This window comes from Hymenobacter cyanobacteriorum (genome assembly GCF_022631375.1).
GTDB lineage: Bacteria > Bacteroidota > Bacteroidia > Cytophagales > Hymenobacteraceae > Hymenobacter > Hymenobacter cyanobacteriorum.
This window is the reverse complement of sequence record NZ_JALBGC010000003.1, coordinates 539,224-565,631: the sequence shown is the minus strand read 5'-3', so window position 1 is coordinate 565,631 and position 26,408 is coordinate 539,224. Positions and strand designations below refer to the sequence as shown.

The 26,408-nt window shown below is 63.7% G+C and carries 18 protein-coding genes; 11 read left to right on the top strand and 7 right to left on the bottom strand.

Going from position 1 to position 26,408, the window contains the following annotated elements:
- Positions 1-11: 11 nt before the first annotated feature.
- Positions 12-890, bottom strand: coding sequence for a dihydropteroate synthase (gene folP, locus MON38_RS12180; protein ID WP_241936444.1), 879 nt, complete (start codon positions 888-890; stop codon positions 12-14).
- Positions 891-979: 89 nt separating this feature from the next.
- Here folP and MON38_RS12175 point away from each other — a divergent pair, with 89 nt between their 5' ends.
- From MON38_RS12175 to MON38_RS12150, 6 genes are all read left to right on the top strand, one after another.
- Positions 980-1,522: a DUF1599 domain-containing protein gene (locus MON38_RS12175; protein WP_241936443.1), complete on the top strand. Its 543-nt coding sequence runs from the start codon at positions 980-982 to the stop codon at positions 1,520-1,522.
- Positions 1,523-1,853: 331 nt separating this feature from the next.
- Positions 1,854-3,128, top strand: a complete 1,275-nt coding sequence (locus tag MON38_RS12170) for a TPR end-of-group domain-containing protein (RefSeq protein ID WP_241936442.1) — start codon at positions 1,854-1,856, stop codon at positions 3,126-3,128.
- A gap of 103 nt (positions 3,129-3,231) precedes the next feature.
- A complete protein-coding gene (locus MON38_RS12165; protein WP_241936441.1) occupies positions 3,232-4,389 on the top strand; it encodes a BT_3928 family protein in 1,158 nt (385 codons plus the stop codon).
- A gap of 130 nt (positions 4,390-4,519) precedes the next feature.
- Positions 4,520-5,578 (top strand): ABC transporter permease, encoded by a 1,059-nt coding sequence (locus MON38_RS12160; RefSeq protein WP_241936440.1) that lies wholly within the window; start codon positions 4,520-4,522, stop codon positions 5,576-5,578.
- A 129-nt stretch (positions 5,579-5,707) separates the two neighbouring features.
- Entirely contained in the window at positions 5,708-6,292 is a 585-nt protein-coding gene (locus tag MON38_RS12155; protein WP_241936439.1) for a shikimate kinase, read from the top strand.
- Between the two features lie 36 nt (positions 6,293-6,328).
- Complete coding sequence (locus tag MON38_RS12150) at positions 6,329-6,997, top strand: sterol desaturase family protein (RefSeq protein ID WP_241936438.1); 669 nt, start codon at positions 6,329-6,331, stop codon at positions 6,995-6,997.
- A gap of 76 nt (positions 6,998-7,073) precedes the next feature.
- Here MON38_RS12150 and MON38_RS12145 read toward each other — a convergent pair whose 3' ends face one another.
- Entirely contained in the window at positions 7,074-7,253 is a 180-nt protein-coding gene (locus tag MON38_RS12145; RefSeq protein WP_241936437.1) for a hypothetical protein, read from the bottom strand.
- 269 nt (positions 7,254-7,522) lie between these two features.
- Between MON38_RS12145 and MON38_RS12140 the strand changes: the two genes are divergently transcribed.
- The gene (locus tag MON38_RS12140) at positions 7,523-8,158 is read left to right on the top strand and encodes a DUF1684 domain-containing protein (protein WP_241936436.1); all 636 of its coding nucleotides are present in this window, start codon (positions 7,523-7,525) and stop codon (positions 8,156-8,158) included.
- 150 nt (positions 8,159-8,308) lie between these two features.
- On the opposite strand, the gene MON38_RS12135 is transcribed toward MON38_RS12140, so the two are convergent.
- From MON38_RS12135 to MON38_RS12125, 3 genes are all read right to left on the bottom strand, one after another.
- Positions 8,309-9,169: a TPM domain-containing protein gene (locus MON38_RS12135; RefSeq protein WP_241936435.1), complete on the bottom strand. Its 861-nt coding sequence runs from the start codon at positions 9,167-9,169 to the stop codon at positions 8,309-8,311.
- Positions 9,166-9,624: a TPM domain-containing protein gene (locus MON38_RS12130; RefSeq protein WP_241936434.1), complete on the bottom strand. Its 459-nt coding sequence runs from the start codon at positions 9,622-9,624 to the stop codon at positions 9,166-9,168. The genes MON38_RS12135 and MON38_RS12130 overlap by 4 nt, the downstream gene beginning before the upstream one ends.
- Positions 9,625-9,781: 157 nt before the next feature.
- Positions 9,782-10,360 carry a LemA family protein gene (locus MON38_RS12125; RefSeq protein WP_241936433.1) on the bottom strand — a complete coding sequence of 193 codons (579 nt, stop codon included), beginning with the start codon at positions 10,358-10,360 and terminating at the stop codon, positions 9,782-9,784.
- A gap of 226 nt (positions 10,361-10,586) precedes the next feature.
- On the opposite strand from MON38_RS12125, the gene MON38_RS12120 reads away from it, so the two are divergent.
- Positions 10,587-11,588 (top strand): sugar phosphate nucleotidyltransferase, encoded by a 1,002-nt coding sequence (locus MON38_RS12120; RefSeq protein ID WP_241936432.1) that lies wholly within the window; start codon positions 10,587-10,589, stop codon positions 11,586-11,588.
- A 136-nt stretch (positions 11,589-11,724) separates the two neighbouring features.
- On the opposite strand, the gene MON38_RS12115 is transcribed toward MON38_RS12120, so the two are convergent.
- A complete protein-coding gene (locus MON38_RS12115) occupies positions 11,725-19,086 on the bottom strand; it encodes an FG-GAP-like repeat-containing protein (RefSeq protein WP_241936431.1) in 7,362 nt (2,453 codons plus the stop codon).
- A 604-nt stretch (positions 19,087-19,690) separates the two neighbouring features.
- On the opposite strand from MON38_RS12115, the gene MON38_RS12110 reads away from it, so the two are divergent.
- Together MON38_RS12110 and MON38_RS12105 are read left to right on the top strand one after the other, a co-directional pair.
- Entirely contained in the window at positions 19,691-20,761 is a 1,071-nt protein-coding gene (locus MON38_RS12110; RefSeq protein ID WP_241936430.1) for a hypothetical protein, read from the top strand.
- Between the two features lie 54 nt (positions 20,762-20,815).
- Entirely contained in the window at positions 20,816-23,047 is a 2,232-nt protein-coding gene (locus tag MON38_RS12105; protein ID WP_241936429.1) for a prolyl oligopeptidase family serine peptidase, read from the top strand.
- Between the two features lie 178 nt (positions 23,048-23,225).
- Here MON38_RS12105 and MON38_RS12100 read toward each other — a convergent pair whose 3' ends face one another.
- A complete protein-coding gene (locus MON38_RS12100) occupies positions 23,226-25,697 on the bottom strand; it encodes a S9 family peptidase (protein ID WP_241936832.1) in 2,472 nt (823 codons plus the stop codon).
- Positions 25,698-25,966: 269 nt separating this feature from the next.
- Between MON38_RS12100 and MON38_RS12095 the strand changes: the two genes are divergently transcribed.
- Entirely contained in the window at positions 25,967-26,383 is a 417-nt protein-coding gene (locus MON38_RS12095; RefSeq protein WP_241936428.1) for a hypothetical protein, read from the top strand.
- Positions 26,384-26,408 lie beyond the last annotated feature (25 nt).

The window sequence follows — 26,408 nt, the reverse complement described above, 5'->3', positions numbered from 1 at the left end:
AATTACGGCCTTTATTCCGCCCCGGGAAAGGTGTGGGCGAATAAATCGATGGTTTGCCGGGCTTCGGCTACGTCGTGGGCCCGCAATAACCGGGCCCCGCCCTGCAGCGCCACCATGTGCAGGGCCGTGGTGCCGTTCAGCGCTGCCTCGGGCCCCAGACCCAATGGGCCGTACACCAGCCGCTTGCGCGAGAGGCCGGCCAACAGCGGCAGGCTCAGCATTTGCAGCTCGGGCAGCCGGCGCAGCAGCTCGTGGCTTTGGGCGGCGGTTTTGGCGAAGCCCAAGCCCGGGTCGAGCAGCACGTCGACCACGCCGGCGGCCCGCAATGCCACCAACTGGTCGCGGAAGTAGCGCAGCAGCTCCAGCACGATGTCGCCGTCGTACTCGGTCAGCTTGCTCATGGTTTGGGGCGTGCCGCGCAGGTGCATCAGCACGTAGGGCACGCGCAGGCGGCCCACGGTGGCAAACATGTCGGCATCGAGCGTGCCGCCGCCCACGTCGTTCACCAGGTCGGCCCCGGCCTGCACGGCCGCCTCGGCCACGCGGGCCCGGAAGGTATCGGCAGAGAGAAAGGCGTGCGGAAACTCCTTGCGCAGGGCCTCCACGGCGGGCAGCAGGCGGCGGGTTTCTTCGGCTTCGGGAATGTCGTCGGCACCGGGGCGGGTACTGTAGGCCCCGAGGTCGAGCACAGCCGCACCGGCTTCGAGCATGGCTTCGGTGCGAGTGAGCAGGTCCTTTTCCGAAGCCACGCGGCTGCCGCTGAAAAACGAGTCGGGCGTAAGGTTCAGGATGCCCATCACCTGCGGCCGGCGCAGGTCGAGCAGGCGGCCGTGGGGGCTTAGGAGGGTAGGGGGGGAGGAGGTCAGGCGGGTGGGAGAGGAATTGGCCATAGTAGCGCGAACTTTGTAGTTCGCGTCCCCGTGCCGGTTGCAATGAGTTCCAACGGCACGGGGACGCGAACTACAAAGTTCGCGCTACTATGCCTTCCTCGACTCCCGAACACTACGACCTGCTGCTGGCCCGCTGCCGCACCCTGTTTCTGGCCAAAACCCACGACTACGGCACGGCGTGGCGCATTCTGCGCCTGCCGTCGGTCACGGACCAGATTTTCATCAAGGCCAACCGCATTCGCACCATTCAGGAAACCGGCGTGCAGCTCGTGGCCGACGACGTGAACGAGGAGTTCGTGGCCATCATCAACTACTGCCTCATTGCCCTGATGCAGTTGCACTTGCCCCAGGATACGCCGCTGGATATGACGCCCAACGCCGTGGCCGAAGCCTACGACCATGAAGCCGCCGAAAACCGCCGCCTGCTGCTGGCCAAAAACCACGACTACGGCGAAGCCTGGCGCCAAATGCGCGTGGCCAGCATTACCGACCTGATTCTGATGAAGCTGCACCGCGTGAAGCAGCTCGAAGACATCGGCGGCGCGGCCCTGGTGAGCGAGAGCGTGGAAGGCAGCTACCGCGACATGCTCAACTACGCCGTTTTCGCGCTGATTCTGCGTGGCGAAGGGTAACGCTTGGCGCGGGGGGCGGTACCGTACGCTGGCCGCAGTTTAGCGCGTAGCGCACAACTGCGTGCCCTACCGTAAGGCGAGTTTGTAACTCGCCGCAGTGAGCATATACCTGCGCAGGCGAGTTGCAAACTCGCCTTACGGTAGGGCCAGTAGTCGTCGCTACGCTTAGACTACGGCCAGCACCGGCCAGCACCGACTACGACCTGCCGCGTAACGTTTGGCGGGGGAAGTGGTACTCGGGAAGCTGCTGGCAGCGGTTGGCAGCCGCTCGGGCGCAGGCAACCGCGGGCCGGGGCGGCGCATCTTCCGGCCATACTACATTCCTTTCCCGATGAAACATCTGCTGCTTCTGCTCCTGCTGTTGGGCGCGGCCTTTGTGGCTCCGGCCCAGCAACTTTCCCACCTCGATTCGCTGCTGCTGAACGCGCAGACGTTCAGCAAACAGAAAAACTACCCCGAGGCCATCAGGGCCTATCAGCGGGTGGCGCAGGAGCGCACGGCTTCGCCCCGCTACAAGGCGCTGAGCTACTACAACATCGCCTGCTACTACGGGCTGCTGCACGATGCGCCCAACGCCCTGCGCTACCTGGGCCAGGCCATCGACGCGGGCTACGTGAATGCCAGCCACATCGCCGTCGACTCTGACCTGGAGCTGCTGCACTCCGATAAGCAGTGGCCGAAACTGCTGGCCCGCGCCCGCCGGCTGGAAGAGAAAAGCATCATCCATCGGCCCGAGGACGCGAAGCTGGTAACTTCCGACATCGACCATTTCTGGACCGCCTACGCCGCCGTGCAGCGCGACACGGCCCAGGCCGCCGCTATTTTCCGGCGCGAGTATTTCGCCAAAGCTTCGGCGGGCCTGCAGGACTACTACAAGCTAAAAATTGCGAGCGACCAGGACTTTGCGCGCACCATTCTGGGGCGGCCGCGCTACTACAATTCCATCCGAAAAACCACGCTGGGCATTGCCGCCGAGAAACCGAAAATTGTGGCCGCATTCCGGCGTTTTCAGGAGTTGTACCCGGCCGTGCGCTTCCAGAACATCTATTTCGTGGTGGGCGGCTGGGTGTCGGGCGGCACCGTGTCGGACGCCGGCCTGCTCATCGGGGCCGACCAAACGGCCAACGGCCCCGGCGTGAATACCTCGGAGCTCAGCCTGGTGCAGCGCAACCGCTGCGCGCCCGTGTCGGAAATGCCCTCGCTGATGGTGCACGAGCTGGTGCACCGCAACCAAGGCCCGCAGGATGGCACCCTGTTGAGCTACGCTTTGAGTGAGGGCATGGCCGATTTTGTGGCCGAGCTCGTGACTGGCCAGGTCACCAACGCCCGCCTGCACCCCTACGGCAACGCCCACGAAAAGGAATTGTGGGCCGCTTTTCAGCAGGAAATGCTGGGCAAGGATGCCCACAACTGGATGGCCAACGGCCGCCAGGAAACCCCCGAAAAGCCCTGCGACCTGGGCTATTACGTGGGCTACCGAATCGTGCAGGCCTATTACCAGCAAGCCACCGATAAAAAGCAGGCCCTGGCCGACATCCTCAACATTCGCAGCGCCCCCGACTTCCTGGCCCGCAGCGGCTACGCGGCGGCGCTGGCCCGGCGGTAGGCGGCGGCGGGCCGGGGTTGGTTGATTGGGCCGCCCGCCCGACCTTTAGGGCCAACCTTGCGCGGGGCTGGCGCGTTTTGCCCCCGGCTTACCTTTGCTCCCTATGTCCGTTCCGAACTCCGTTGCCGCTGTTGCTCCCGCTTCCCACCCGCTGCGCACCCTCACGCGGGTGTGCTGGTTTTTGCTGGGGGCCCTGTTCATCTTTTCCGGCCTCATCAAGCTGAACGACCCGGTGGGCACGGCCTACAAGCTCGAAGAATACTTCGAGGTCTTCGCCACCGATTTGCCCAGCATTGGCGGGTTCTTCCTGTGGCTGAAGGGCAGCACCCGCACGCTGTCTATCCTGCTAAGCTCGGCCGAAGTCATTCTGGGGGCGGCGCTGCTGCTGCGCTGGCACCTGCGCAAAACGCTGTGGGCGCTGCTGGCGCTGCTGGTGTTTTTCGCCTTCCTGACCTTCTATTCGGCCGCCTTTAATAAGGTAACGGACTGCGGCTGCTTCGGCGATTTCATCAAGCTCAAGCCTTGGACTTCGTTCTTTAAAGACCTGTTTCTGCTGGTGTTGTGGGGCGTGGTGTTCACGCACCAGCGGTTTCTGCGGCACGCGTTTGTGCAGGGCATGTTTGGGGTGATGACCATGACGTTTGTCACGGCCATTGCCATTGGCATTGGGGTGCGGGCGTTGGGCCACCTGCCGTATTTCGACTTCCTGCCCTACAAAGTGGGCAACAACATCGGCCAGCTGATGAAGGCGCGCGCGCCGATGCGCTACGAGTACGAGATGGAGAAGAACGGCAAAACCGAAAGCTTCACCACTTACCCCGACTCGACCTGGACCTACAAGAGCATGAAGGCCCTCAACCCCGAGGACGGCCCCAAAATCACCGATTTCAAGGTTTGGAACGACGAGGGCGACTACACCCCCGAGCTGCTGCGCGGCAACAAGCTCGTGCTCATCATTCAGGATGTGGACAAGGCCGACCGCGACCGTTACGCCCTCATCAACAAGCTGCTGGCCGATGCCCAGGCTTCGCGCCGCGGCATCACGCCACTGGTCATCACCAGCAGCAGCCCCGCCGAGTTCGACGTGTTCCGGCACAGCGCCAACCTGGCCGTGCCCTTCTACTACGCCGACGCCACCGTACTCAAGTCCATCATCCGCTCCAACCCCGGCTTCGTGCTGCTGAAGGACGGTGTGGTGAAAGGCAAGTACCACTACCACGACATCCCGAGCATCGGGAAAGTGGAGGAGAAGCTGCAGTAGTTTGTGATGTGATAAATGTGCGAATATGCAGAATGTGAAAGTGCATAACAGGGATATTTCACCACCTGCATTTTCACACGCGATGCATTTTTGCATTTCTCACATTTTCCATGTTTCTCACATCTAAAATTTGCTCCCCTTCATTCTCCGTCGCTTAGCCCAGGGCCTGCTCGTGCTGGTGGGCGTGGCGTGCACGGTGTTTCTGCTTTTCAACGTGCTGCCCGGCGACCCGGCCGCGCTGCTCGCCGGCCAGCGCACCGACCTGGCCACCAAAGCCGCCATCACCGCCGACCTGGGCCTCGACCAGCCGCTGCCCGCCCGCCTGGTGGGCTACCTGAACGACATCTCGCCACTCGGCCTGCACCCCGCCGACTCGGCCGGCCGCGCCCGCTACGGCGGCTTTGCACTGGTGCCGCTGGGCTCAAAAGTGTTGGTGCTGAAAACGCCCTATCTACGTCGCTCCTTCCAGAGCAACAAGGACGTGCTGCGCATTCTGCTCGACTACTTCCCCGGCACCATGTGGCTGGCGTTGGCCGCCATGCTCATTGCCAGCGTGGGCGGCGTGGCGCTGGGCGTGGCCGCTGCCCTGCGGCCCCAGTCGTGGCTCGACAGGGTGCTGGTGAGCACTTCGGTGCTGGGCATTTCGGTGCCCTCGTTCGTAGCGGCCATTCTCATCGCCGTCACGTTTGGCTTCTACTGGAGCCACTTCACGGGCCTAAGCCTCACTGGCCAGCTGTATGAAACCGACCCGTTCACGGGCGAGCGGCATTTGGTGCTGCGCAACCTGCTGCTGCCGGCCGTGGCGCTGGGCATTCGGCCGCTGGCCATCATCACGCAGCTCACGCGCTCCAGCATGCTCGATGTGCTGGCCCAGGACTACATCCGCACCGCCCGCGCCAAGGGCCTGAGCCGCCCCGCTACCGTGCTGCACCACGCCCTGCGCAACGCCCTGAACCCGGTCGTCACGGCCGTATCGGGTTGGCTGGCTTCGCTGATGGCGGGCGCGTTTTTCATCGAGTACATCTTCAACTGGAAGGGCCTGGGCACCGTTACGCTTCGCGCCGTGGAGAACCTCGATTTTCCGGTGGTGATGGGGGCTACGCTGTTCGTGGCCGCGCTGTTTGTGCTGATAAATATTGTCGTGGACGTGCTCTACGCCGTGCTCGACCCGCGCGTGAAGCTGGGGTAAAAACTAGTAGTTTTCTGTCATCCTGAGCGCAGCGAAGGACCTTATTCCGTTAGAACAAACCGTTCGTACACGATAAGGCCCTTCGCTGCACTCAGGATGACAGATGTTTTCAAGCGTTAAAAAGTGTCTGTGAATCCACTCTCACCCAGCGAAACGCTGGTGCCCACCGGCTCCGGTCACCTCAGCATCGTAGGCCTGCCCGGCGCGGGCAAAACCACGCTGGGCCGCCAGCTGGCCGCGCACTTCAACCGCCCCTTCCTCGACCTCGACCACGCCATTGAGGCCCGCACCGGGCGCGGCGTGCGCGAAATCTTTGCCGAGGAAGGCGAGGCCGGTTTCCGGGCCGTGGAGGCGGAGACACTGCGGGCGGCGCTGGCGGCGGGCGGGCCTCCGCTGGTGCTGGCTACGGGCGGCGGCACCCCCTGCTTTCACGACAACATGGCGCTGCTCAACCAGGCCGGCATCACGCTCTGGCTCGATGTGCCCGTTGAGACGCTGGCTGCTCGGATGGCTCCCGAAGAAGTGGCCAAACGGCCCCTGATTGCAGCTGCCGGGGGGGCGGAGGCCTGGCTGCGCGAAACCCTTACCGCCCGAAAACGGTTTTACGCCCAGGCGCGGGTGCGCTGCTCGGTGGCCTGCACGCTGCCGGCGGTGGTGGCCCGGCTGGCGGCGGCCGGGTTTGCCCGGCCCGGCCCATTGCCGGCCGCGTCGTAAATTTGTCCTTAGATTAGTTCGTTGTTCATTAGCCATATGCAATCAGTATCCACCGAAGAGCCGGACGTAGCGCCGGCCCCGACTACCGAAGCCGCCCCCGTGCGGCCCAAGCACAAAGGCTCGGCGCAGCTGTTCAAAAATCCAGTACTGGAGCGCTTGTCGCACACGCACATTGCCCTGCCGGTGAGCATTTTTGCCGCTACCGGCATCATCAGCATGTATTACGGCCTGACGCACGGCTTCATGTCGGCGCTGGGGGCCATCGGGTTGTTCCTGCTCGGGTTGCTGGCCTTCACGTTTGTGGAGTACGTGGTGCATCGCTACGTGTACCATATTCCGGCTACTACGCCGGGCCGGGCCAAATTTCAGTACACCATGCACGGCGTGCACCACGAGTACCCTAAGGATAAAACCCGGCTGGCCATGCCGCCCATCATCACAGTGTTTGTGGCCTCGCTGCTGTTTTTCATTTTCCGGTTCAGCTTTGGCTCGTATGCCTTTGGGTTGCTGTCGGGCTTCACGTTCGGCTACGCCATGTACCTGTTTGTGCACTACGCCATCCACGCCTACTCGCCGCCCAAGAACTTCCTGAAAGTGTGGTGGACGCACCACAGCCAGCACCACTACCGCCAGGATGAAGTGGCTTTCGGCGTAAGCAGCACGCTGTGGGACCACATCATCGGCACCATGCCCAACAAGAAGTAGGCATTCTATCAGCCCATAAAAAAGGCGCGGCTCCCGGATGGGAGCCGCGCCTTTTTGCGTTTGGCATTAGTACGAACTAGGGGCGCGGGCCGCGCATCTTGCTCACGATGAAGAACAACAGAGCCACCACGATAAACACGGCGATGATGCCCGTGTAGGCACCCGCTTTGAAAATACCGGCGATGGCATCGCAGCCGGTGAGGGTGGTGGCCAGCGCGGCCAGAAACAGAAACACGGATAACCGGGAAGCACTCATGGTGTGAAAGAAGAAGGGTGAAGAAAGAATAGTCGGGTAGCGCGGCTGCCCCGGTAGGCCTGATACTGTGCGCGCTGCCAAAAGGTTGAGCTTGGCTCAGTTTCCGGCGCTACAGGGCCGAGCAGTAGCGCGAACTTTGTGGTTCGCGTCGCTGTGTCATTGGCTACTGTTCGGCGGAGTCATTCAGGGGCGCGAGCTGCAGCGTTCGCGCTACGGCACACCAACTTCTGAATAGCGCCGCCGCCGCCGTTGCTGCCGTACTTTGGAGCATGAAAAAACTGTTGTTTCTGGGGTGGCTGGGGCTGCTGGCCGGCGCGGCGCGGGCCCAGGCGACCACAGCTGCCGCGCACCTCGACGTGGCCGCCCACCAGCAAAGCGTGCTGAAGTTTCAGGCCGACCTGAATGCGGAATTCCGTAACCCCGAGGAATCGCCGCTGACGGCGGCCGAGCGCAAAGCATTCGCCGGCCTGCCGTTTTACCCCACCGATTACCGCTACTACGTGGAGGCCACGCTGGTGCGCGACTCCACCTCTCAGCCGTTTGCCATGCCCACCAGCACGGCCCGGCGGCCGCTCTACCGCAAGTACGGCGAGCTGCGCTTCGTGCTCGATGGCCAGCCCCAGCGGCTAAGCATCTATCAGCCGCTGGATTTGCTGAAGCGGCCCGGCTTCGAGAATTACCTGATGCTGCCCTTCACCGACGGTAGCAACGGGCACGGCAGCTATGGCGGCGGCCGCTACCTCGACCTGCGCCTGCCGCCCGTTGGCACCCGCGTGATGCAGCTCGATTTCAACAAGGCCTACAACCCGTCCTGCGCTTATAATCCCAATTACTCCTGCCCGGTGCCACCCGCCGAAAACCGGTTGACGGTAGCTATTCCGGCCGGTGTGCGCAGCGACCATTAGGGCAGTCCGTTGTCAGTTGCTCGTTGCTAGGTCGTTGACGCAAGTAGGCAGGAACCAACGGCCCAGCATCGGCTACCGCCTGAAAAAGAAAAAGGGCAGCACCACGCGGTACTGCCCTAACAACTGACAACGAGCAACTAACAACTAAAATTACCAGCTGCCGCTGGCGCCGCCGCCGCCGCTGCTGCCACCACCGAAGCCGCCGAAGCCACCGCCTCCGCCGCCACCACCGCCCCAGCCGCCGCCGCCGCCACCAAAGCCGCCGCCGAAAATGATGGGCGGGATGAAGCCCCCGCCGAAGCCGCGGTTGCCGCGCCCGCCGCCCCCGCCCCGGTTACGGAGCATGGTGAAGACGATGACCATCACAATGATGATAATCCAGAACGGAAAGCCCGAGCCGGTGCTGTCGCGCCCACCCTGGGGTCGGGCGTCGGCCGGGTTGGCCTGGTACTCGCCTTTAGCCAGGGCAATGAGCTGGTCGGTGCCGCGGTCGAGGCCGGCGTAGTACTGGTTTTGGCGGAAGGCGGGCACCAGCGTGTTGCTGATGATGCGCTTGGCCAAGGCATCGGGCACGGCGCCTTCGAGGCCGTAGCCGGTCTGGATGCGGGCCTGGTGCTCCTGCTGGGCCACCAGAATGAGGATGCCATTGTTCTTGCCCTTGCGGCCGATGCCCCAGCTTTCGTAGAGCTTCTGGGCGTAGTCGGCAATTTCATCACCATCGAGGTTGGGCACCGTGACGACGGCAATCTGCGACGACGTGCTGTCGTCGTAGGCTACCAGCTTGCGCTCCAACGCGTCGGCTTCGGTGGGCTGCATCAGGCCCGCCAGGTCGTTCACCAAGCGCGGTGGATTGGGGCGCGGGGGCAGGGTTTGGGCTGCCGCGCCGAGGCTGGCCAGCAGCGCCAGCAGCACCAGCAGCCGGGGCCACCACTGCGGGGCGCGCAGCAGCGGCACGGGGGTATTCACGGCGGGCCGCGTTAAGTGAGCGGCGTCAGCCACGGGAGTTTTCATGTGTCGGTGGGCGGCTTGGGGCCGCCAAAAGAAATGGCATCGTCGAGCTCGTTCTCGTCGGTGGCGGCATCGTAGGGGAAGTAGCGCTTGAGCTGTTCGCCCACCATGCGAATGCCGCGTTCGAGGCCCACCACGTACTTCTCGCCCCGGAAATGCTCCAGCACAGCCTCTTTGGTGGCTTCCCAGAAGTCGTCGGGCACGGCGGCGTTGATGGCGGCATCGCCCACCACGGCAAACTGCCGGCTCTGCCAGGCCAGGTAAAACAGCACGCCGTTGCGGGCGGCCGTTTTGTGCATGTTCAGCTCGCCGAATACCTGGGCGGCGCGGTCGAGGGGCTCGGGGGTGGGGCAGGTGTCCTCCAGGTGCACCCGGATTTCGCCCGAGGTCTGCACCTCGGCCGCGCGGATGGCCGCGACCAAAGCCGCATCCTCGGCGGGAGTAAGGGGAGAAGTCATGGGTGGGATGGTGATGTAGAGAAAGTCAGCAGAACGTCATGCTGAGCTTGTCGAAGCATCTCTACTGCAATACTAAACCCAATCAAATGGATTAGTTGCGCGGTAGAGATGCTTCGACAAGCTCAGCATGACGAACTATGCACGACGTTCAATCGAATTAAAACTGCACCGTGGGGGCCTTGCTGGCGGCCGGGTCGGCCTCGAAGTAGGGCTTGGGGGGGAAGCCGAACATGCCGGCAAACAGGTTGTTGGGGAAGGAGCGCGTGAAGGTGTTGTAGTCGTTGGTAACGGCGTTGAACTTGTTGCGCTCCACGTTGATGCGGTTTTCGGTGCCCTCAATCTGGGCCTGCAGCTCTTGGAAGTTGGCATTGGCCTTCAGGTCGGGGTAGTTTTCCGACACGGCCAGCAGGCGGCCCAATCCGGCCGATACCTGGCTCTGGGCATCCTGGAATTTCTTGATGTTTTCGGGGGTGAGGTCGTTGGCGTTCAGCTGCACGCTGGTGGCCTTAGCGCGGGCCTCAATCACGCTGGTGAGGGTGCCCTGCTCGAACTTGGCGGCACCTTTCACGGTGTTTACCAGGTTGCCGATGAGGTCGTTGCGGCGCTGGTAGGCGCTTTGCACGTTGCCGGCCTGGGCCTTCACGGCCTGGTCGCGCTGCACCATGCCGTTGTAGCCGCACGACGACTGGGTGAGCAACAGGGCCAGGCCCGCGAAATAGAGAAGAAAACGTTTCATGTTGAGAAAGAAGAAGAGGTTAGTTGTTTGGGTTGGGGAAGAAAGAAGGGCCGGCGCGGGGCGCGGCCCGAAGGGTGATTTGAAACCCGGCGGCCCCGCTTACGGTTGAGCCCGGTGCGCCAAAGTACGCAGCTTAGCCCGAGTAGTTGTAGCTTGCTGCATAGGCGGGTACCGGCGGCCCCGCCGGCCTTTCCTGAATCGTCTCTTATTCCGCTGCATTACACCCATGAAAGCCGTTATCCCCGTGGCCGGCATTGGCTCGCGCCTGCGCCCGCACACCCACACCCAGCCCAAAAGCCTGGTGCCGGTGGCCGGCAACACCATTCTGGGCCACCTCATCGACCGGCTCACGGCCGCGGGCATCACCGAGTTCGTGTTCATCGTGGGCTATTTGGGCGATAAAATTGTGCGCTACGTGCGCCGCAGCTACCCGCAGTTACAGGCTACGTTTGTGGTGCAGGAGCCGCGCGAGGGCATCGGCCACGCGCTGTGGCTGGCCCGCGAGGAGTTCCGGCACGAGCCCGACGGCGTGCTCATCTTGCTCGGCGACACCATCGTGGACGTGGACCTGCCCGCCCTGATGGCCACGCCCGGCACCGTGCTGGCCGTGAAGGAAGTGAAGGACCCCAGCCGCTTCGGCATCGTGGAAACCGGCCCCGGCGGCCGGGTGAGCAAGGTGGTGGAGAAGCCCAAGATTCCGAAGTCGAACTTCGCCATGGTGGGCCTCTATAAGCTGGCTTACCCCGAAAAGCTGGCCCAGGCCCTGGAGTGGCTGCACGACGCCGACGTGCGCACCCACGGCGAGCTGCAGCTCACCGACGCGCTGATGCACCTCATCGACGAAGGCGAGGTGATGACGACCTGCCCGGTGGATAACTGGTTCGACTGCGGCCGCAAGGAAACCCTGCTCGAAGCCAACGCCCGCCTGCTGAACCGCCCCGAGTTTCTGGATGGCCGCGACTATTCGGAGTTCCCCGACGCCGTCATCATCCCGCCCGTGAGCATCGGGCGCGGCTGCCAGATTTCGCACTCCATCATCGGCCCCAACGTGGCCATCGGCGACAAAACCATCATCAAAAACACCATCCTGAGCGACTCCATCATCGGCTCGTATTCGGAGCTGCGCTCGGCCGTGATGCACGACTGCATTGTGGGCTCGGACGCCTCGTTCCGGGGCATGAACCACTCGCTGAACATCGGCGACAACACGGAGATTGACTACAGCTAACGCCGGATAGGGCAGGCATTAGGCCCGACCCGCTGGCCGACCGCTGAAGCGCAAGAAGCCCCGGCTGCTGGTGCGGCCGGGGCTTCTGCTGAAGTACATTCTTGGGGCGGTCAGGTACGCGGCATACAGCCGTCGGCTAGCGATAAAAGCGCGCTACGTAAACGCTGCCTCTGGTGAGTAGTCGGATACTGTACCAGCCGGCTGCCAGAGTAGGTAACGTCAGGCGGCCGGTAGTCGACCTTACAGCCAGTTGGCTTACTACCTGCTGCCCCAGAGTATTATAGATGCTAAGCGTAGCATCAGCCGCTAGTTTGCCGGTGAACTGATACTGCAACTCATCATCCGTCAACTGGGTGGGATAGACGCGGAAATCAGCAACTGACTGGTCGCCAACACCAGACTGAACTGCCAGCACGGTAGTAGCCCGGCCCAACGTCCAAACCCCGTTAAGTTGAGTGAGGCCGGTGACCGTGACCTTGTTGGCCGTTGAATCGTTGCTGCTGGCCATGGGCTGCCAAGGGCCATTAACCGATGTGGCACTGAAGGCTCCTAACTGGCTTTTGCGCAGGCCTGCCAGTTCGTGGCCCCAGTAAGTAGTTTCCAATGTCACGCTCAGGCCCGTGGAATTAGCAGCTTGAATGCTGAAGTAACGCTGGATGCTGTTGCTTGGCGACAAGAAAAGAGACTGGCCCGTGACCCGTCGCACCGTCGTGCTGCCTGGTAGCCCAGGGCCACTAGGTGTCAGGCTAAGGCCGAGGTTGCCGAAAGTGTAGCGCGTGCCAGTCGTCTGCACATCTGTGGTGCTTACCACCGTGCCTTGCACGTAGCTGGTTTCCGTTTCGCTGAGCGTGGCTCCACTGGTTGTCAGCTCGGTATTGCCGGTTAATAGCCGGCTGGCCGTCATGCGCAGCGCGCCGGTGACGGTGGCAGCACGCTGCAAAGCCAGCATACCAGCGGATTTGTCTACCTCGAGCGTCGCGAAGCTGGGAGCAGTGGTTCCCGTCAGTAATTGCGTGGCCGCCCCTGCGAACACCACCGACCCCAGCAGCTGGCTGCTGCCGTTATGCTCCCAGTCGCCGCTTACGCGCAGGGTGGCAGTGGCTGGCAGGGTCAGCGTGGCCCCGGCCGCCACGGTGAGCTTGCTCACCGCCTGCGGGCCGCTGTTCAGTACCGGGTAGGTGGCCAAGCCGGCCGGAATGACGGCATCGGTGGCGGCGGTGGGCACCAAACCGCTTTGCCAGTTGCCCGGCGTGTTCCAGTTGCTGCTCACGGCCCCGGTCCACACGTAGCGGGCCGGTTTGTTGAACACCAACAGAACCGCCTGAGTGGCCGTGCTGGCCGCATTGGCCGTTACCAAGTCCAGGGTGCGGTTGCCGTCGAGGTCGGCAAGCACTAGGCTGGTTGGGCCGCTGCCGACCGGCACCGTGGTAGTCAGGGCAAACGTGCCCTGACCTTGATTGAGGCACACCGAGGCGGTGGCCGAAGCTTCGTTCACGGTCACCGCATCCAAGTCGCCGTCGCCGTCCACGTCGCCGAGCTTAACGTCGAGGGGATGGCCGCCGATGGCCACTGATGCGCCGACCGTAAATGTACCGGTGCCGTTGTTGGTCAGTACCACCACTGAGCTTTGCCCCGTCGTGGTCCCGTAGTCGTACTGGGTCACGAGCAGGTCAGGAACCCCATCGCCAGTCACGTCGCCCAAGGCAACGGCACTCGGGGCATTGGCCACCGGCACCAGTACGGGAGCCGCCAGGCTGCCAGCGCCGTTGTTGAGGCGGATTGCTACGTTGTTGCCTGAGGCATTGGCCATTACCACATCCAAGTCGCCGTCGCCGTCCACGTCGCCGGCCGCCAGCCCCATTATCCGGCCGGTGATTAAGCCACTAATTGGCCCAAAAGTGCCATCGCCCCGCCCCAGGCAGCTGAATGCGCCCCCGTAATTGCAGCTAATCAGCAGGTCCTGGTTGCCGTCGCCGTTCAGGTCGGCAGCCACTGTCATCAGCGAATTGGGGGTTGCTATAGTTGTGAGGAAGGTAAAGCCCGCGATGCCGTCGTTGCGCCACACCTCTGCGCCGCCCAACGGCTTGGTGGCCAGCAAATCCAGGTCGCCGTCGTTGTCCACGTCGACGCTGGTCAGGTATGTAGCCGCGCCGAGCATGACACTGTAACTGCGGGCGAAGGTGCCAGTGGCGTCGCCGTAATAGATGGTGAGGAAGGCCGTGGGGCTGGTGCGTGAACTGGAGGCGGCCACATCGGGGTAACCGTCGCGGTCGAAGTCGCCCACTGCCACGCCAGTGGTGCTGCCGGTGGTGGATAGGTACTGGCTGCCGGCTACAAAGGTGCCCGGTGCCGGGCCGGTAGCCGTCGTAAACTGGGCGACGTAGGGCCGGTTCACCGGCGTGCCGTCGGCCGCAGCGGCGGTGGCCAGTACCGTAGCCTGCACAACTTCGCCGGCCCGCAGCGCTTGGCTGGGAGTGAAAGCAACCGTGCTGGTGCCGCTGCCCACATAAGTGCCCGGCAGTAGCCCCAGCGACTGGCTGCCGAACACCCGAAGTCCCGCCTGCCCGGCTGTGGCCGTGCTCACTGCCCGCGAGAAGCTGGCCGTGACGCTGGCCGTCGGCAGCACGTTCCGGCTGTTGCCGGCTGGCGCCAATTGCACCAAAGTAGGGGGCACGGCAAATGTGAATGCGGCGCTGGTTCCCGTCGCTGTGGTAACCCGCAACGCGCCACTCGTAGCCCCGGCCGGCACCACGGCCGTTAGTTGGGTAGCCGATACGAAGGCGAACGCGGCAGTTACGCCGTTGAAGCTTACCTGCGTTGCTCCACCAAATGTGGTGCCCATGATGGTCACCTGGGTGCCGACCACGGCGGTGGCCGGGGTGACGCTCGTGATGGCTGGCAGCACTGCGAAGGCGAGGCCGTTGCTGCTGCCGTGCGGAGCCATGAGCACCAGCGGGCCGCCGGTAGCCCCGGTCGGCACGGTCACCGTCAGACTAGTTCCCGCGGGGTTCACGGTATAGCCGCTAGCCGCCACGCTCCCGAACGTGAGCCCGGTAGTGCCTTGCAGGTTACTTCCCGTCAGCGTAATAGTAGCGCCCACGGCTGCTGCTGCAGGCGCTACGCCCGTAAGCACCGGGGCTGGTACCGTAAAGTTGGCGGCACTGGCACCGCTACCGTGCGCGGTCACTACCTGCACCGGACCGGTGCGGGCGCCCACGGGAACAATTGCGGTCAACTGGGTGGCCGAGCCAGCCGTGAATGAGGCGGACACGCCGTTAAAAAGCACCTGGGTGGGCTGATTCAGGTCGGTGCCCGCGATGGTCACGCTGGTGCCGATGATTCCACTAGTGGGGGTAAAAGCCATGATGACCGGAGCCGCCGTATAGAGGACGCCGTTGCTGGCCGTGCCGGCGGCCGTTACGACCACTGGGCCAGTAGTTACGCCGGCCGGCGCCGTCACCGTCAGGCTAGTACCCGCCGCATTGACTACAAATCCGGGGGAGGCGGTACCATTAAAGGTTACCAGCGTGGTGCCCGTGAAATTGCTGCCCGTTATCGTGACCTGAGTGCCTGGCCCCCCAAACGCTGGGGACAGGCTGGTGATGGTGGGGCCAACCGTAAATGTCAGGCCGTTGCTCAAGCCGTTGGGAGTAGTTACCAGCACTGGGCCGGTCGTAGCCCCGGCTGGCACGGTTACCGTCAGCAGCGTGCCGGCGGTGTTTACCACGAATCCAGTAGCTGAGGTGCCATTAAAGGTTACTCGACTGGCATCACGCAGACTGCTGCCCGCAATGGCCACCGAGCTGCCCAGCGGGCCAGCGCTGGGCGAGAGCGTCGTGAGCACCGGGGCCGGCACTACCAAGCCGGTGGGACTGATGGCCGTACCGGCAGGGGTAGTTACCCGCACCAGCCCGCTGGTGGCACCGGCCGGCACCACGAAGGTGAGCTGCGTCGCGGAGTTGACCGTGAAGCTGGCAGCTGCCGTGGCGTTTACCGTTACCCGGGTTGCGCCCGTCAGGTCGGTGCCCGTTACAACTACGCTGCTGCCGACGGGGCTACTGGCCGGGTTCAGGCCGCTGATGGCAGGAGGCAGAGTAAATACCAGACCATTGCCGGCACCATAGGCGTTGGCCGCCACTACAGGGCCGGTCGTCAGGCCCGCCGGGGCCGTCACGGTGAGCTGTGTGCCCGCCGCATTCACCACAAAGCCCGGCGCCACCGTGCCATTGAAGGTTACCTGGGTGGTGCCCGTCAGGCCCGTGCCCGTGAGGGTAACCGGCGTGCCGGCTGGCCCGAAAGCCGGGCTGAGTGCCGTCAGGGTTGGAGCGCTGCTGAATAGCAGCCCATTGCTGGGGCCAGTGCCAGTAATCGCGACTACCGGCCCGGTCGTGACGCCGGTGGGGGCCGTCACGGTCACCTGGGTGCCGGTGGCGTCGACGGTGGCACCAGGCGCTGCCAGACCATTGAACGTCACGCCCGTCAGTCCCAGCAAATTGCTGCCGGTCAGCGTCACGACCGTGCCGGCTGGTCCAGCCGAGGGAGCAATAGCTGTCAGTATCGGAGCCGTGACGTAGAAGTAGTTATTGCTGACAGCCGTGCCCGCCGGGGTAGTCACGCGGATGGGACCGGTGATGGCACCGACCGGCACAGTGGCGGTAAGCTGCGTGGCCGATACGACCGTGTAGCTGCCGGCCGCCACTCCGTTAAAGCTCACCTGGGTGGTGCCGGTCAGGTTCTGACCCGTCAGGGTTACCAGAGTGCCAGGGCTGCCGCCGGTGGGGCTGAAGCTGCTTATCACCGGGGCCGCCGTAAACAGCAGCCCGTTGCTGGGCCCGCCCGGCGTGGTCACCACCACCGGCCCCGTCGTAACTCCGTAGGGGGCGTAGGCGGAAACGGAAGTAGCCGAGTTAGTGTAAAAATAACTGGCGGGTACGCCGTTAAATGTCACGCCCGTCACGTCGACCAAGTCAGTTCCGGTGATGGTTACGTTGGTGCTGGCCGGGCCGCTGGCGGGGGTCAGGGCCGTAAGCACTGGGGCCGGGATGGTGTAGGACGTGGTACTCACGGCTGTGCCGGCCGACGTACGCACCCGAATGGGACCGGTGCTGGCCCCGCTGGGCACCGTCACCGAAAGCTGGGTGGCCGAAATGACGGCAAAGGTTGTGGTAGTGGCCGTGCCAAACGTCACTTGGTTGGCACCCGTAAAGTTGAGGCCCTGCACCGTCACCCGGGTGCCCGCCGTCCCCGCCGCCGGCGAAAACGATGTGATGACCGGTGCTCCCGTAAAGGTCAAGCCGTTGCTTACGCCGTAGGGAGTTGTCACCAGTACTGGCCCGGAGAGCACCCCAACGGGTGCGCTCACACTCAAGCTCGTGCCGGCTGCATTGACTGTGAAGCCCGGCGCCGCGACTCCGCCAAACGTGACCGCGCTGGCGTTGAGCAGCCCGCCGCCGGTTAACGTTACCACCGTGCCGGCCGGCCCAAAGGCCGGCGAAATACCGCTCAGCGCGGGCGCACCAGTGAACTGCACCCCATTGCTGGTGCCATTGGGAGTCGTTGCTACTACCGGGCCAGTACTCACGCCAGCCGGAGCGGCTACCGTCAGCTGTGTACCGGCGGCATTCACAACAAACCCAGCGGCGACGGTGCCAGCAAATGTTACCTGCGTAGCATCCAGAAAACCTGTGCCCATCACCGTGACCACGGTGCCAGCGGGCCCCTCAGCAGGACTTAGACTAGTCACGATGGGCGCAGGAATCGTGAAGTTGGTGGCGCTGGTAGTGCTCATCCCCGGCAACGTCGTGACGCCGATGCGCCCGCTGGTGGCACCCGCCGGCACCACCGCCGTGACGGAGGTGGCCGAGTTGACGGCGAAGCTGGCCGCCGGCCGGCCATTAAAGGCTACCTGCGTGGTGCCCGCCAGGTTGGTGCCCGTCAGCACCACGCTGCTGCCGATGGGCCCACTTGCCGGGCTGAAACTGGTCAGCGTCGGCGTGGCGGCGTTCAGGCACACGCCGACGCTGCCGGTAAGCGAGTCGCCGGAGCCGCTCAGCAGGTCCAGCGTACCGTCGTTGTTCACGTCGGCCAGCACCACGTAGTACGCTCCAAATGGAATAAGTGGGCCGGCGCTGAAAACCCCAATGCCATTGTTGAGCCGCACATCGCGGTTGTAGCCACCCACCACCAGGTCGAGGTCGCCGTCACCGTCCACGTCGCCCAGCTTCACGTCGGTGGGAATGTTGGCCGTGTTCACCGTGGTAGCCGCTTGGAAGGTGCCGGTGCCTGCGTTCGTATTCAGCAGCACGGAGACGTTGCTGCTGTTCTGGTTGGCCGTCACCACGTCCAGCGCCCCGTCGCCGTTCAGGTCGCCGAGGGCAATACTGTTGGGCTGAAAACCAACGGTTAGCGTGCTTCCTGCCGGAAAGTTGCCCGTGCCATCGTTGAGGCGCACAAATGCCCGGTTGCTCTGGGCGCCGGCCGTCACGTAGTCCAGGTCGCCATCACCGTCTACGTCCCCCACCGCTACCCCTACCGGGGCGGTCACGACAAAATAACTACCTCCTGCGGTGCTAAAGGTGCCATCGCCCTGCCCCAAATGCACGAATACGCTGCCGGATGAGGCGCAGGCCACCACTACATCCAGGTTGCCGTCGCCATTCATGTCGGCCGGCACAATGGTGCGCACGTCGTTACCCGTCGGAAAACCGCGCAACGACGTAAATACGCCGCTCCCATTATTCCGCATAACCACCAGTTGCCCGTAGTTGCCCACCACCAAATCCAGGTCGCCGTCGTTGTCCAGGTCGGCCGATGTCAGAAAATAGGATGCCCCCATTGCGTAGTCAAAGGCACTGCCAAACGTCCCGTCGCCCCGCCCGAAGCGTATCTGCACCTTGGAGGTTGTGTACTGGCTGCAACTGGCCAGGTCCAGGTTGCCGTCTCCGTTAAAGTCGGCCGCCGCTACCCCGTAGGTGTACGGCGTCGCGGCCAGCGCCTGTCCCGGCAGCCCGAACGTGCCCGCCGATGGCGTCGTGCCAACGGTGAATTGCGCCAGTGAGGCCATTGGCAGCGCCTGTCCTGTCGTACTCAGCGTACCCTGTTTTACGCATACCTGCACGGTTTCGCCGGGCCGCAGGTTCTGGGCCGGCTGAAAAGTTGCCGTTGCCGTGCCTGCTCCGCCGTAAGTGCCCGTCAGCAGGCCGCCCCGCTGGCTGCTGAATACCCGCAGGCCGGCAGCCGACGCGGCCACGGCCTGCATGGGCTGAGAAAAAGTAACTGCTACGTTCGTGCCCGCCCCGGCAGCGATGGCATTGCGACTAGGCACTACTGTTACCACTTGCGGAGCCTGTGCCCAGGCTTGGTGCCCAACCGTACCCAGCGATAGGCAGGTAAAGCAGCACAAAGTCCACCAACAGATGCGCAGCGGTTGCGGCCGTTGGCGGGAATGTTCAGTTAGCGAGTTAGTATCAGGAGCAGAGTGAGGGTACAGCTGTTTCATTTACTTCGGGACAGTTCTATGCTAATAATTAATTTTTTGCTTGAAATCCAGTGGTTTGCGATAAAAAAATCACATAAGAAATTTTCATTTTAACGATGAAGTAGAGAATCTTTTTAAAAGAATAATTAAAATAGCATTTCATAACCAAGCTTGCGAATATAGCAGGCATTCAGCCCAGCGCGTATAATTTCAAGCCTTGCCAAGCAAGTACATCAACGCCAAGCTGGTTCGCTCCGAAGCATCTCCTATCCTGCGCTATAGTGATGGTAATAGGCATTGTGAACGTACTGTCTCCCGGACGACTATCAGATTCGCTTTTAGCTCATTCAAGCTGGTGTCAGACAGCTTACATAAAGGCTTAACGCACTATGCTATATTCTCCACCTCTGGCCACCATTCCGGTTACTTCGGTAGCCGCCGCCCCTGCCCCTCGAAGCGGCGCACGCCGTAGTCGGAGCAGTGGAGCCTATTCGCTCTGACTCCTCTCTCCATTCGGTAAGGAACTTGGGTAAAGCCCCTCTTCAACGTGATTAACTGCCCGTAGCACCAAACCCATAATAAATAGCGCCCAAACCCGTACTTTTCCGGTAAAATCGCGCTGCTTATGATTTCCCGTTCCGTTCTGGCCGTTCTGCTGGCCCTCGTCTTGTTCACTGCCCGCGCCCAAACGCCCCTCGGCCAGCCCTCGCTCGACGAGAGCAAGGTGCAGATGTGGTGTGCCACGGTGCGTTTCGTGTACGACGACGCCGGCCGGCCCAACCTGAAAAGCACCGTGCGCTGCGAGGGCGGCAACCTCGACGCGCTGGCCGCCAGCATCCGGCCCGACAGCCTGCGGGTGTACAGCCTGCTGTACCAGCCCATTGAGGGCCGGGGCGCCATTTACCAGGGCAAGAAGGACAACCCGGCCCGGCTCGCGGCGCTGGCCAAAGCCATTGTGAACAAGCTGAAAGGCTCGCCCGCCCGCCGCAAAGACCCCGCCCGCATGGCCCGCGTGGCCGCCCTCGAAACGGCCCTCACCAACTACGTCACCTCGGGCACGCCGATGGGCGAAGTCTCGGCCGCCATGGCCCCCGAAAAAGCCGATACCGCCGTAGCGGCCACTGCCCCCGGCGCACCCGGCCCCGCCGAAGCCGCTGAAGCACAGGCCGCCGCCGAGCGCGATGCAGCCGGCACCAATCCTAATGCCAGCCCCGCCGCCGGCACCGAAAGCCTGCTGAACCGCTTCGCCGCGCCGCTGGCGCTGATTCTGGGCATTCTGAGTCTGGTGCTGTACATCATGCTGCGCGTGACGCTGGGCCAGTGGCGCCGCCAGCAGCGCCGCGAAACCTTGGAAGCCAAGCAGGCTGCCACCGCCGCCCAGGCCGCCGCCGCCGAAACCAGCGCCGCCGTGGCCGACTCGGCCGCCCGCCTCAAGCGCGCCGAAGCGCTGGTGCTGGCCGGCGCGCCCGAACCCGCCGCCACGCCGGCCCTCGACCGCCTCAGCCCGGCCCAGCGGCTGGAAGTGGAGCGGCTGGTGAGCCAGCGCGTGGACGAGGAGCTGCGCTGGCTGCGCGCCAACCTGCCCGAGCTGGTGGCCGAGGCAACGGGCGCGGCTGCAACGCCGACGGCGGCACCCGCACCTTTGCCGGACGCACCCGCGACCGGGCAGGTGGCGGATGATGTGCAGATGGATTAGTTGCCCGCCCCTACACCCACGAATAACCACAACAAACCACCCTTCGCCATAACCATGAAAGCTGCTTTACCTGTTGTGCTGGTGCTGGCCGCCGCCACCGCCTGCCGCGCCACCGCGCCCAACGACCGCAACACGCTGCCCAACCACCGCCCCGTGACCGAAACCACCATCCCCGAAACCGCCGAGCCCAGCCGCAAAGCCGGGCTGGAGCTGCCTGACCCCCTGCCACCCGTGAAATACCCCGTAACCCGCAAAGTCGACCACGTCGACACGTACTTCGGTACCAAGGTGCCCGACCCCTACCGCTGGCTCGAAGCCCTCGACGCGCCCGATACCAAGCAGTGGGTGACAGCCGAGAACAAGGTGACATTCGGCTATTTAGACCAGATTCCGTTCCGGGACAAGATTCGGCAGCGGCTGACGAAAATCTGGAACTACGAGCGGTTTGGCGTGCCCGAGCAAGTGGGGGAGGAGCTGGTGTTCAGCAAGAACGATGGCTTGCAGAACCAGGCCGTGCTGTATCGCCAGCGCGGCAGCGGCGAGCCGCAGGTGCTGCTCGACCCCAACAAGTTCTCGGCCGACGGCACCACGGCCCTGGCCGGCACCGAGTTCAGCAACGACCACCGCTACCTGGCCTACGCCACCAGCGGCGGCGGCTCCGACTGGCACAAGGTGCAGATACTGGACCTGAAGACCAACAAGCTTCTGCCCGAAACCCTGGAATGGGTGAAGGTGTCGGGCACGTCGTGGACGAAGAACGGTTTCTACTACGGCCGCTACGACGCGCCCAAGGCCGGCCAGAACGGCCTGTCGGGCAAAAACGAGTTCCATAAGGTGTATTTCCACCAGCTGAACACGCCGCAGAGCGCCGACAAGCTGGTGTATGAGGACCCCAAAATGGCGCTGGGTTTCCGCTTCGCCAATGCGACTGAAGACGAGCGGTTTCTGGTGCTGAGCCTGACCGATGGCAAGGCCGATGGCAACCAGTTGCGCGTGCGCGACCTCACCGACCCCAAGCAGACCAACACCTGGACTACACTGATTGCCAGCTACGAAGACAACAACAGCGTGATTGGCAACGTGGGCGGCGAGGTGCTGGTGTACACCAACTACAAGGCCCCCAACTTCCGCGTGGTCCGCATCGACCCGAAGAAGCCCGCCGAAGCCAACTGGCACGATGTGCTGCCCGAAAGCAAGAACAAGCTCGAAAGCGTGACGCAGGTGGGCGGCAAGCTGATTGCCGATTACCTAAACGACGCCAGCTCGCAGGTGAAAGTGTATTCGGAGCTCGGCAAGTTCGAGCACGACGTGAAGCTGCCGGCCATCGGCACGGCCAGCGGCTTCGGCGGCCGGCGCGATGCCAAATCGGTGTATTACGCCTTCACCTCGTTCACCTACCCGACCACTATTTATAAGTACGACCTGGCCACCAACACCAGCACGGTGTTCCGCGCGCCGAAGGTTGACATGAACCCGCAGGACTACGTGACCACGCAGGTGTTCTACCCGAGCAAGGACGGCACGAAGATTCCTATGTTCATTGTGCATAAGAAAGGGGTGGAGCTGAACGGCAAGAACCCGACTTACCTGTATGCTTACGGTGGCTTCAATATCTCGCTCACGCCGGGCTTCTCGGTAGCGCGCATGCTGTGGCTCGAAAACGGCGGCGTGCTGGCCATTCCGAACCTGCGCGGCGGCGGCGAGTACGGCGAGGCCTGGCACAAAGCCGGCATGACGCCCAACAAGCAGAACGTGTTCGACGACTTCATTGCCGCCGCCGACTACCTCAAAACCAACAAGTACACCGACTACGACCACCTCGCCATCGCGGGCGGCTCGAACGGCGGCCTGCTGGTGGGCGCCACCATGACGCAGCGCCCCGACCTGTGCAAAGTGGCCCTGCCCGCCGTAGGCGTGATGGACATGCTGCGCTACCAGACATTCACCATCGGCTGGAACTGGGCCCCTGAGTACGGCACCTCGGCCGACCAGAAGCAGTTCGAAAACCTGCGCCGCTTCTCGCCCCTGCACAACCTGAAGCCGGCCGCCTACCCCGCCACGCTCATCACCACCGCCGACCACGACGACCGCGTGGTGCCGGCGCACTCCTTCAAGTTTGCCGCCGCCCTGCAGGCCGCCAACACCGGCTCCAACCCCACACTCATTCGCGTGGACGTGAACGCCGGCCACGGCGCGGGCAAAAGCACCAAGCTGCAGATTGACGAGTGGGCCGACGTGTGGAGCTTCTGCTACGCCAACATGGGCGTGACGCCGGAGGTGAAGTAAATTGGGATTAACACCGGCCGAGGTAGGGGCGGGGCCTGCCCCCGCCCGCCCGTTCGCACCGTTGCATCGTGGCCATTCAACGCCGGGCGGGGGCAGGCCCCGCCCCTACATGCAATGCCACCTAATAAAAAGGGCTAGCCAACGCGGCTAGCCCTTTTGCCTACCCCATACCCGAGCCCTACTGCCCAATACCACCCTTCTCGCCCGCCGGCTTCAGGTTGGTTTCGAAGAGCTTGAGGATGCGCTTGTACTCATCGGTCCAAGAGGAAGGCTCGATGAAGCCGTGGTCTTCGACGGGGTACACGGCCAGCTCCCAGTTTTCCTTTTTGAGCTCGATGAGGCGCTGCGAGAGGCGCACAATGTCTTGGAAATGCACGTTGGTGTCGACCATGCCGTGGCACATGAGTAGGGCACCTTTGAGGCCGTTGGCGTAGTTGATGGGCGACGAGCGGGCGTAGGCGATGGAATCGTTGTAGGGCTCGTTGAGGATGTTGTCGGTGTAGCCGTGGTTGTAGTGGGCCCAGTCGGTCACCGAGCGCAGGGCCGCGCCCGCCTTGAACACGTCAGGCTGCGTGAACATGGCCATGAGCGTGATGAAGCCGCCGTAGGAGCCCCCGTAGATGCCCAGGCGCTGCGGGCTCACGCCATACTTGTCCGTCAGCAGCTTGGCCCCGTCGAGCTGGTCGGTAAGGTCCTTGCCGCCCATGTAGCGGTAGATGCCCGTGCGCACGTCGCGCCCGTAGCCGGCCGAGCCGCGGTAGTCGATATCGAGCACCGTGTAGCCCTTCTCCACCAGCAGGTTGTGGAACATGTACTCGCGGAAGTAGGTGCTCCACCACTTGTGGGCATTCTGGAGGTAGCCGGCCCCATGCACGAATATCACGGCCGGGCCCTGGGCTACGGGCTGGGCCGGGCGGTAGAGGCGGGCGTACACGTCGGCCCCGTCGCGAGCTTTGATGGTGATGATTTCGGGGTCGCGCCACGGGTAGCTCTCGAACTCGGGCGTGGTGCTGTGGGTGAGTTGGCGCATCTTCGCACCGGGCTTGTTGTCCATCACAAACAGTTCCCAGGGCTTGTTGGTGTAGCTGTAGCGCACGGCCAGCGTGCGGCCGTCGGGCGATACCGTGACTTCGTGCGCGCCGGGCCGGGTGGTAATTTGCTCCAGCTTGCCGCCGTTCAGGGGTAGGTGGTAGAAGTGCTGTTCGCCGGGGTGCGTGGCATTGGCGGTGAGGTACCAGGTGCGGCGGTCGCGGCTGAGCTGGGCGCTCTGGATTTCGAACTTGCCGCTGGTCAGGGCCTGCTTCTGGCCGGTGGTGGCGTCCACGGCGTAGAGGTGGCTGTAGCCGGTTTCCTCGCTCTGGAACCACACGCGGCGGTTGTCGGGCAGCCAGCCCACGTTGCCCGCGCCGTAGCCAATGCCCGGGCCGTTCACCCAGGCATCGTCGTGCTGGCGGTCAAGCAGCTTGATTTTCTGCGTGGCCGGGTCCAGTCCCACCAGCCACCGGTCCTTGTTGTCGGCGGTGCGCATCACCAGGAAAGCCCGTTGCCCATCATCCGACCAGAACGGCCCGAAGGGCTGCACGCGGCGCAGCTCGGGCTTCTTGGCTTTGGCGGCCGCGGCGGCTTTCGCTTTAGCCGAGTCGGCGGCCACGGGTGCTTTAGCGGGCAATTGGTACTCCTTGCGGTAGGCCGGCAGCTCATCCAGCCCCTTCAGTTCCGAATAGCCCAGCACGAAGGTGGTGTCGCGGGCCAGGTCGTAGATGCCCAGCTCGTAGGCTGTTTGAGCCGCGCCTACTTTGGTGCGGCTCGAAATATCTTCGGTGAAGCCCGAGGCTGTGACGTAGCTCGGCACCAGCGCCACCTTGGCGGCCGTGGGCTCCTGGCCCAGCGTGTAGGTCACGTAGCGGCCGTCGGGGCTGAGCTGCAGGTTGTCAACTGATTGCGTGCCCAGGTAAATGGCCTTGGGGCGCAGCCGGGCCAGGGCCTTTTGCTGGCGCTCGCGGGCCAGCCGGTCCTGGTCGCGCAGGCGCACTACGTCGAACAAGGCCAGTTGCTGGGCGCGCAGGTAGCGCTCGGCTTTGTCGGTGGGTAGGGGGCTGGCCGGCTTGGGGCCTTTGCGAAAGTCGGTGCGCTGGGCGGTTTCGCCGGTGGCGGGGTCCCAGGTGTACAGGTTCTGGGCGCGCACGTAGCTCACCACCTTATCGAGCAGGGCAAACGAGGGGCTGGTTTCGCGCTCGGCGGTGTTGGTCACGCGCCGGATTTTCTGCGTTTTCAGGTCCAGCAGGTAAATGTCGCCGTCGCGCTCGTACACTTTGCGGGCGTACTTGGCATCGTACTCGCCGCCGTTGGTGGGCAGGACGCGTTGCTCGCGCTGGCTCACCTTCTGCGGTGCGGCGGTGCCGGTGGGCGCTACCTGGTACAGCGAGTCGCGCCGCTGCTTAGTCGGGTTCCAGTTGAAATAGATGTGGCGGCCGTCTTCGCCCCAGTACACCCCGGACGGGGAGGTGCCGAGCCACTGCGCCGGGTCGCGCATGATTTTGTCGACGGTGAGCGGGGCCAGCGGGCCGGCCGGGGTGGGAGTGGGGGCGGTTTGGGCCAGAGCCGGCGCGGCTGCGGCCAGCAGTAAGCTAAGGAGGTACACATTGCGCATGGACAAATCTACTCCAGTGAGGACCGGAATTGCTGTGCAGCGGCGGCTTCTCAGGCGGCCGGGAAGCCGGGGAATAAACCAACCCGCGGCCTGCTGGGCAAATAGATGGCGGTGCTACTGCGCTAACGGGGGCATTGTGGCGGAGGTGAAACGAATGCCCATCCGCGGGGAATGGCGGAGCGTTGGTCGGGCAGGAGCCGGCGCTGGGCGGGCAGCGCAAGCCTGTAAAGGCAGCAGGTCGTAGGTTCGGCAATTAACTGTCTGGGCGTATGACAATTCCTGACCCAACCCTTGTGTTTGCCAACGCCGCCGGCTGCCTGGCCGCCCACCCGGCCGGCTACGCGGTGCTGCGTTTTGCGCCCGGCCCCTGGCCCGTGGAGTCGTTGGCTGAGTTGGTTACCGAAACCGGGGCGCTACTGCTGGCCCGCCGGTGGAACGGACTGCTGGCCGACGTGCGCCAACTGCCCGTTTTCAGCGACGAGGCCCTTGACTGGCTGCAGCGCTACTGGTTTGCGCGGGTGGTGCCGCAGCCGCCACGCATCTTCAAGGCGCTGCTGCTGCCGGCCAGCACCGGGGTGGGGCCGGCCGTTGGGCAACTGCGTTTGCAGGCCCCGGCATTCACGCACTATGCGTATTTTGCCGACGAGCTGGCCGCCCATACCTACCTGGCCACCCTGGCTGTATAAATAAATAAGCACGCTCCCGGCCCGC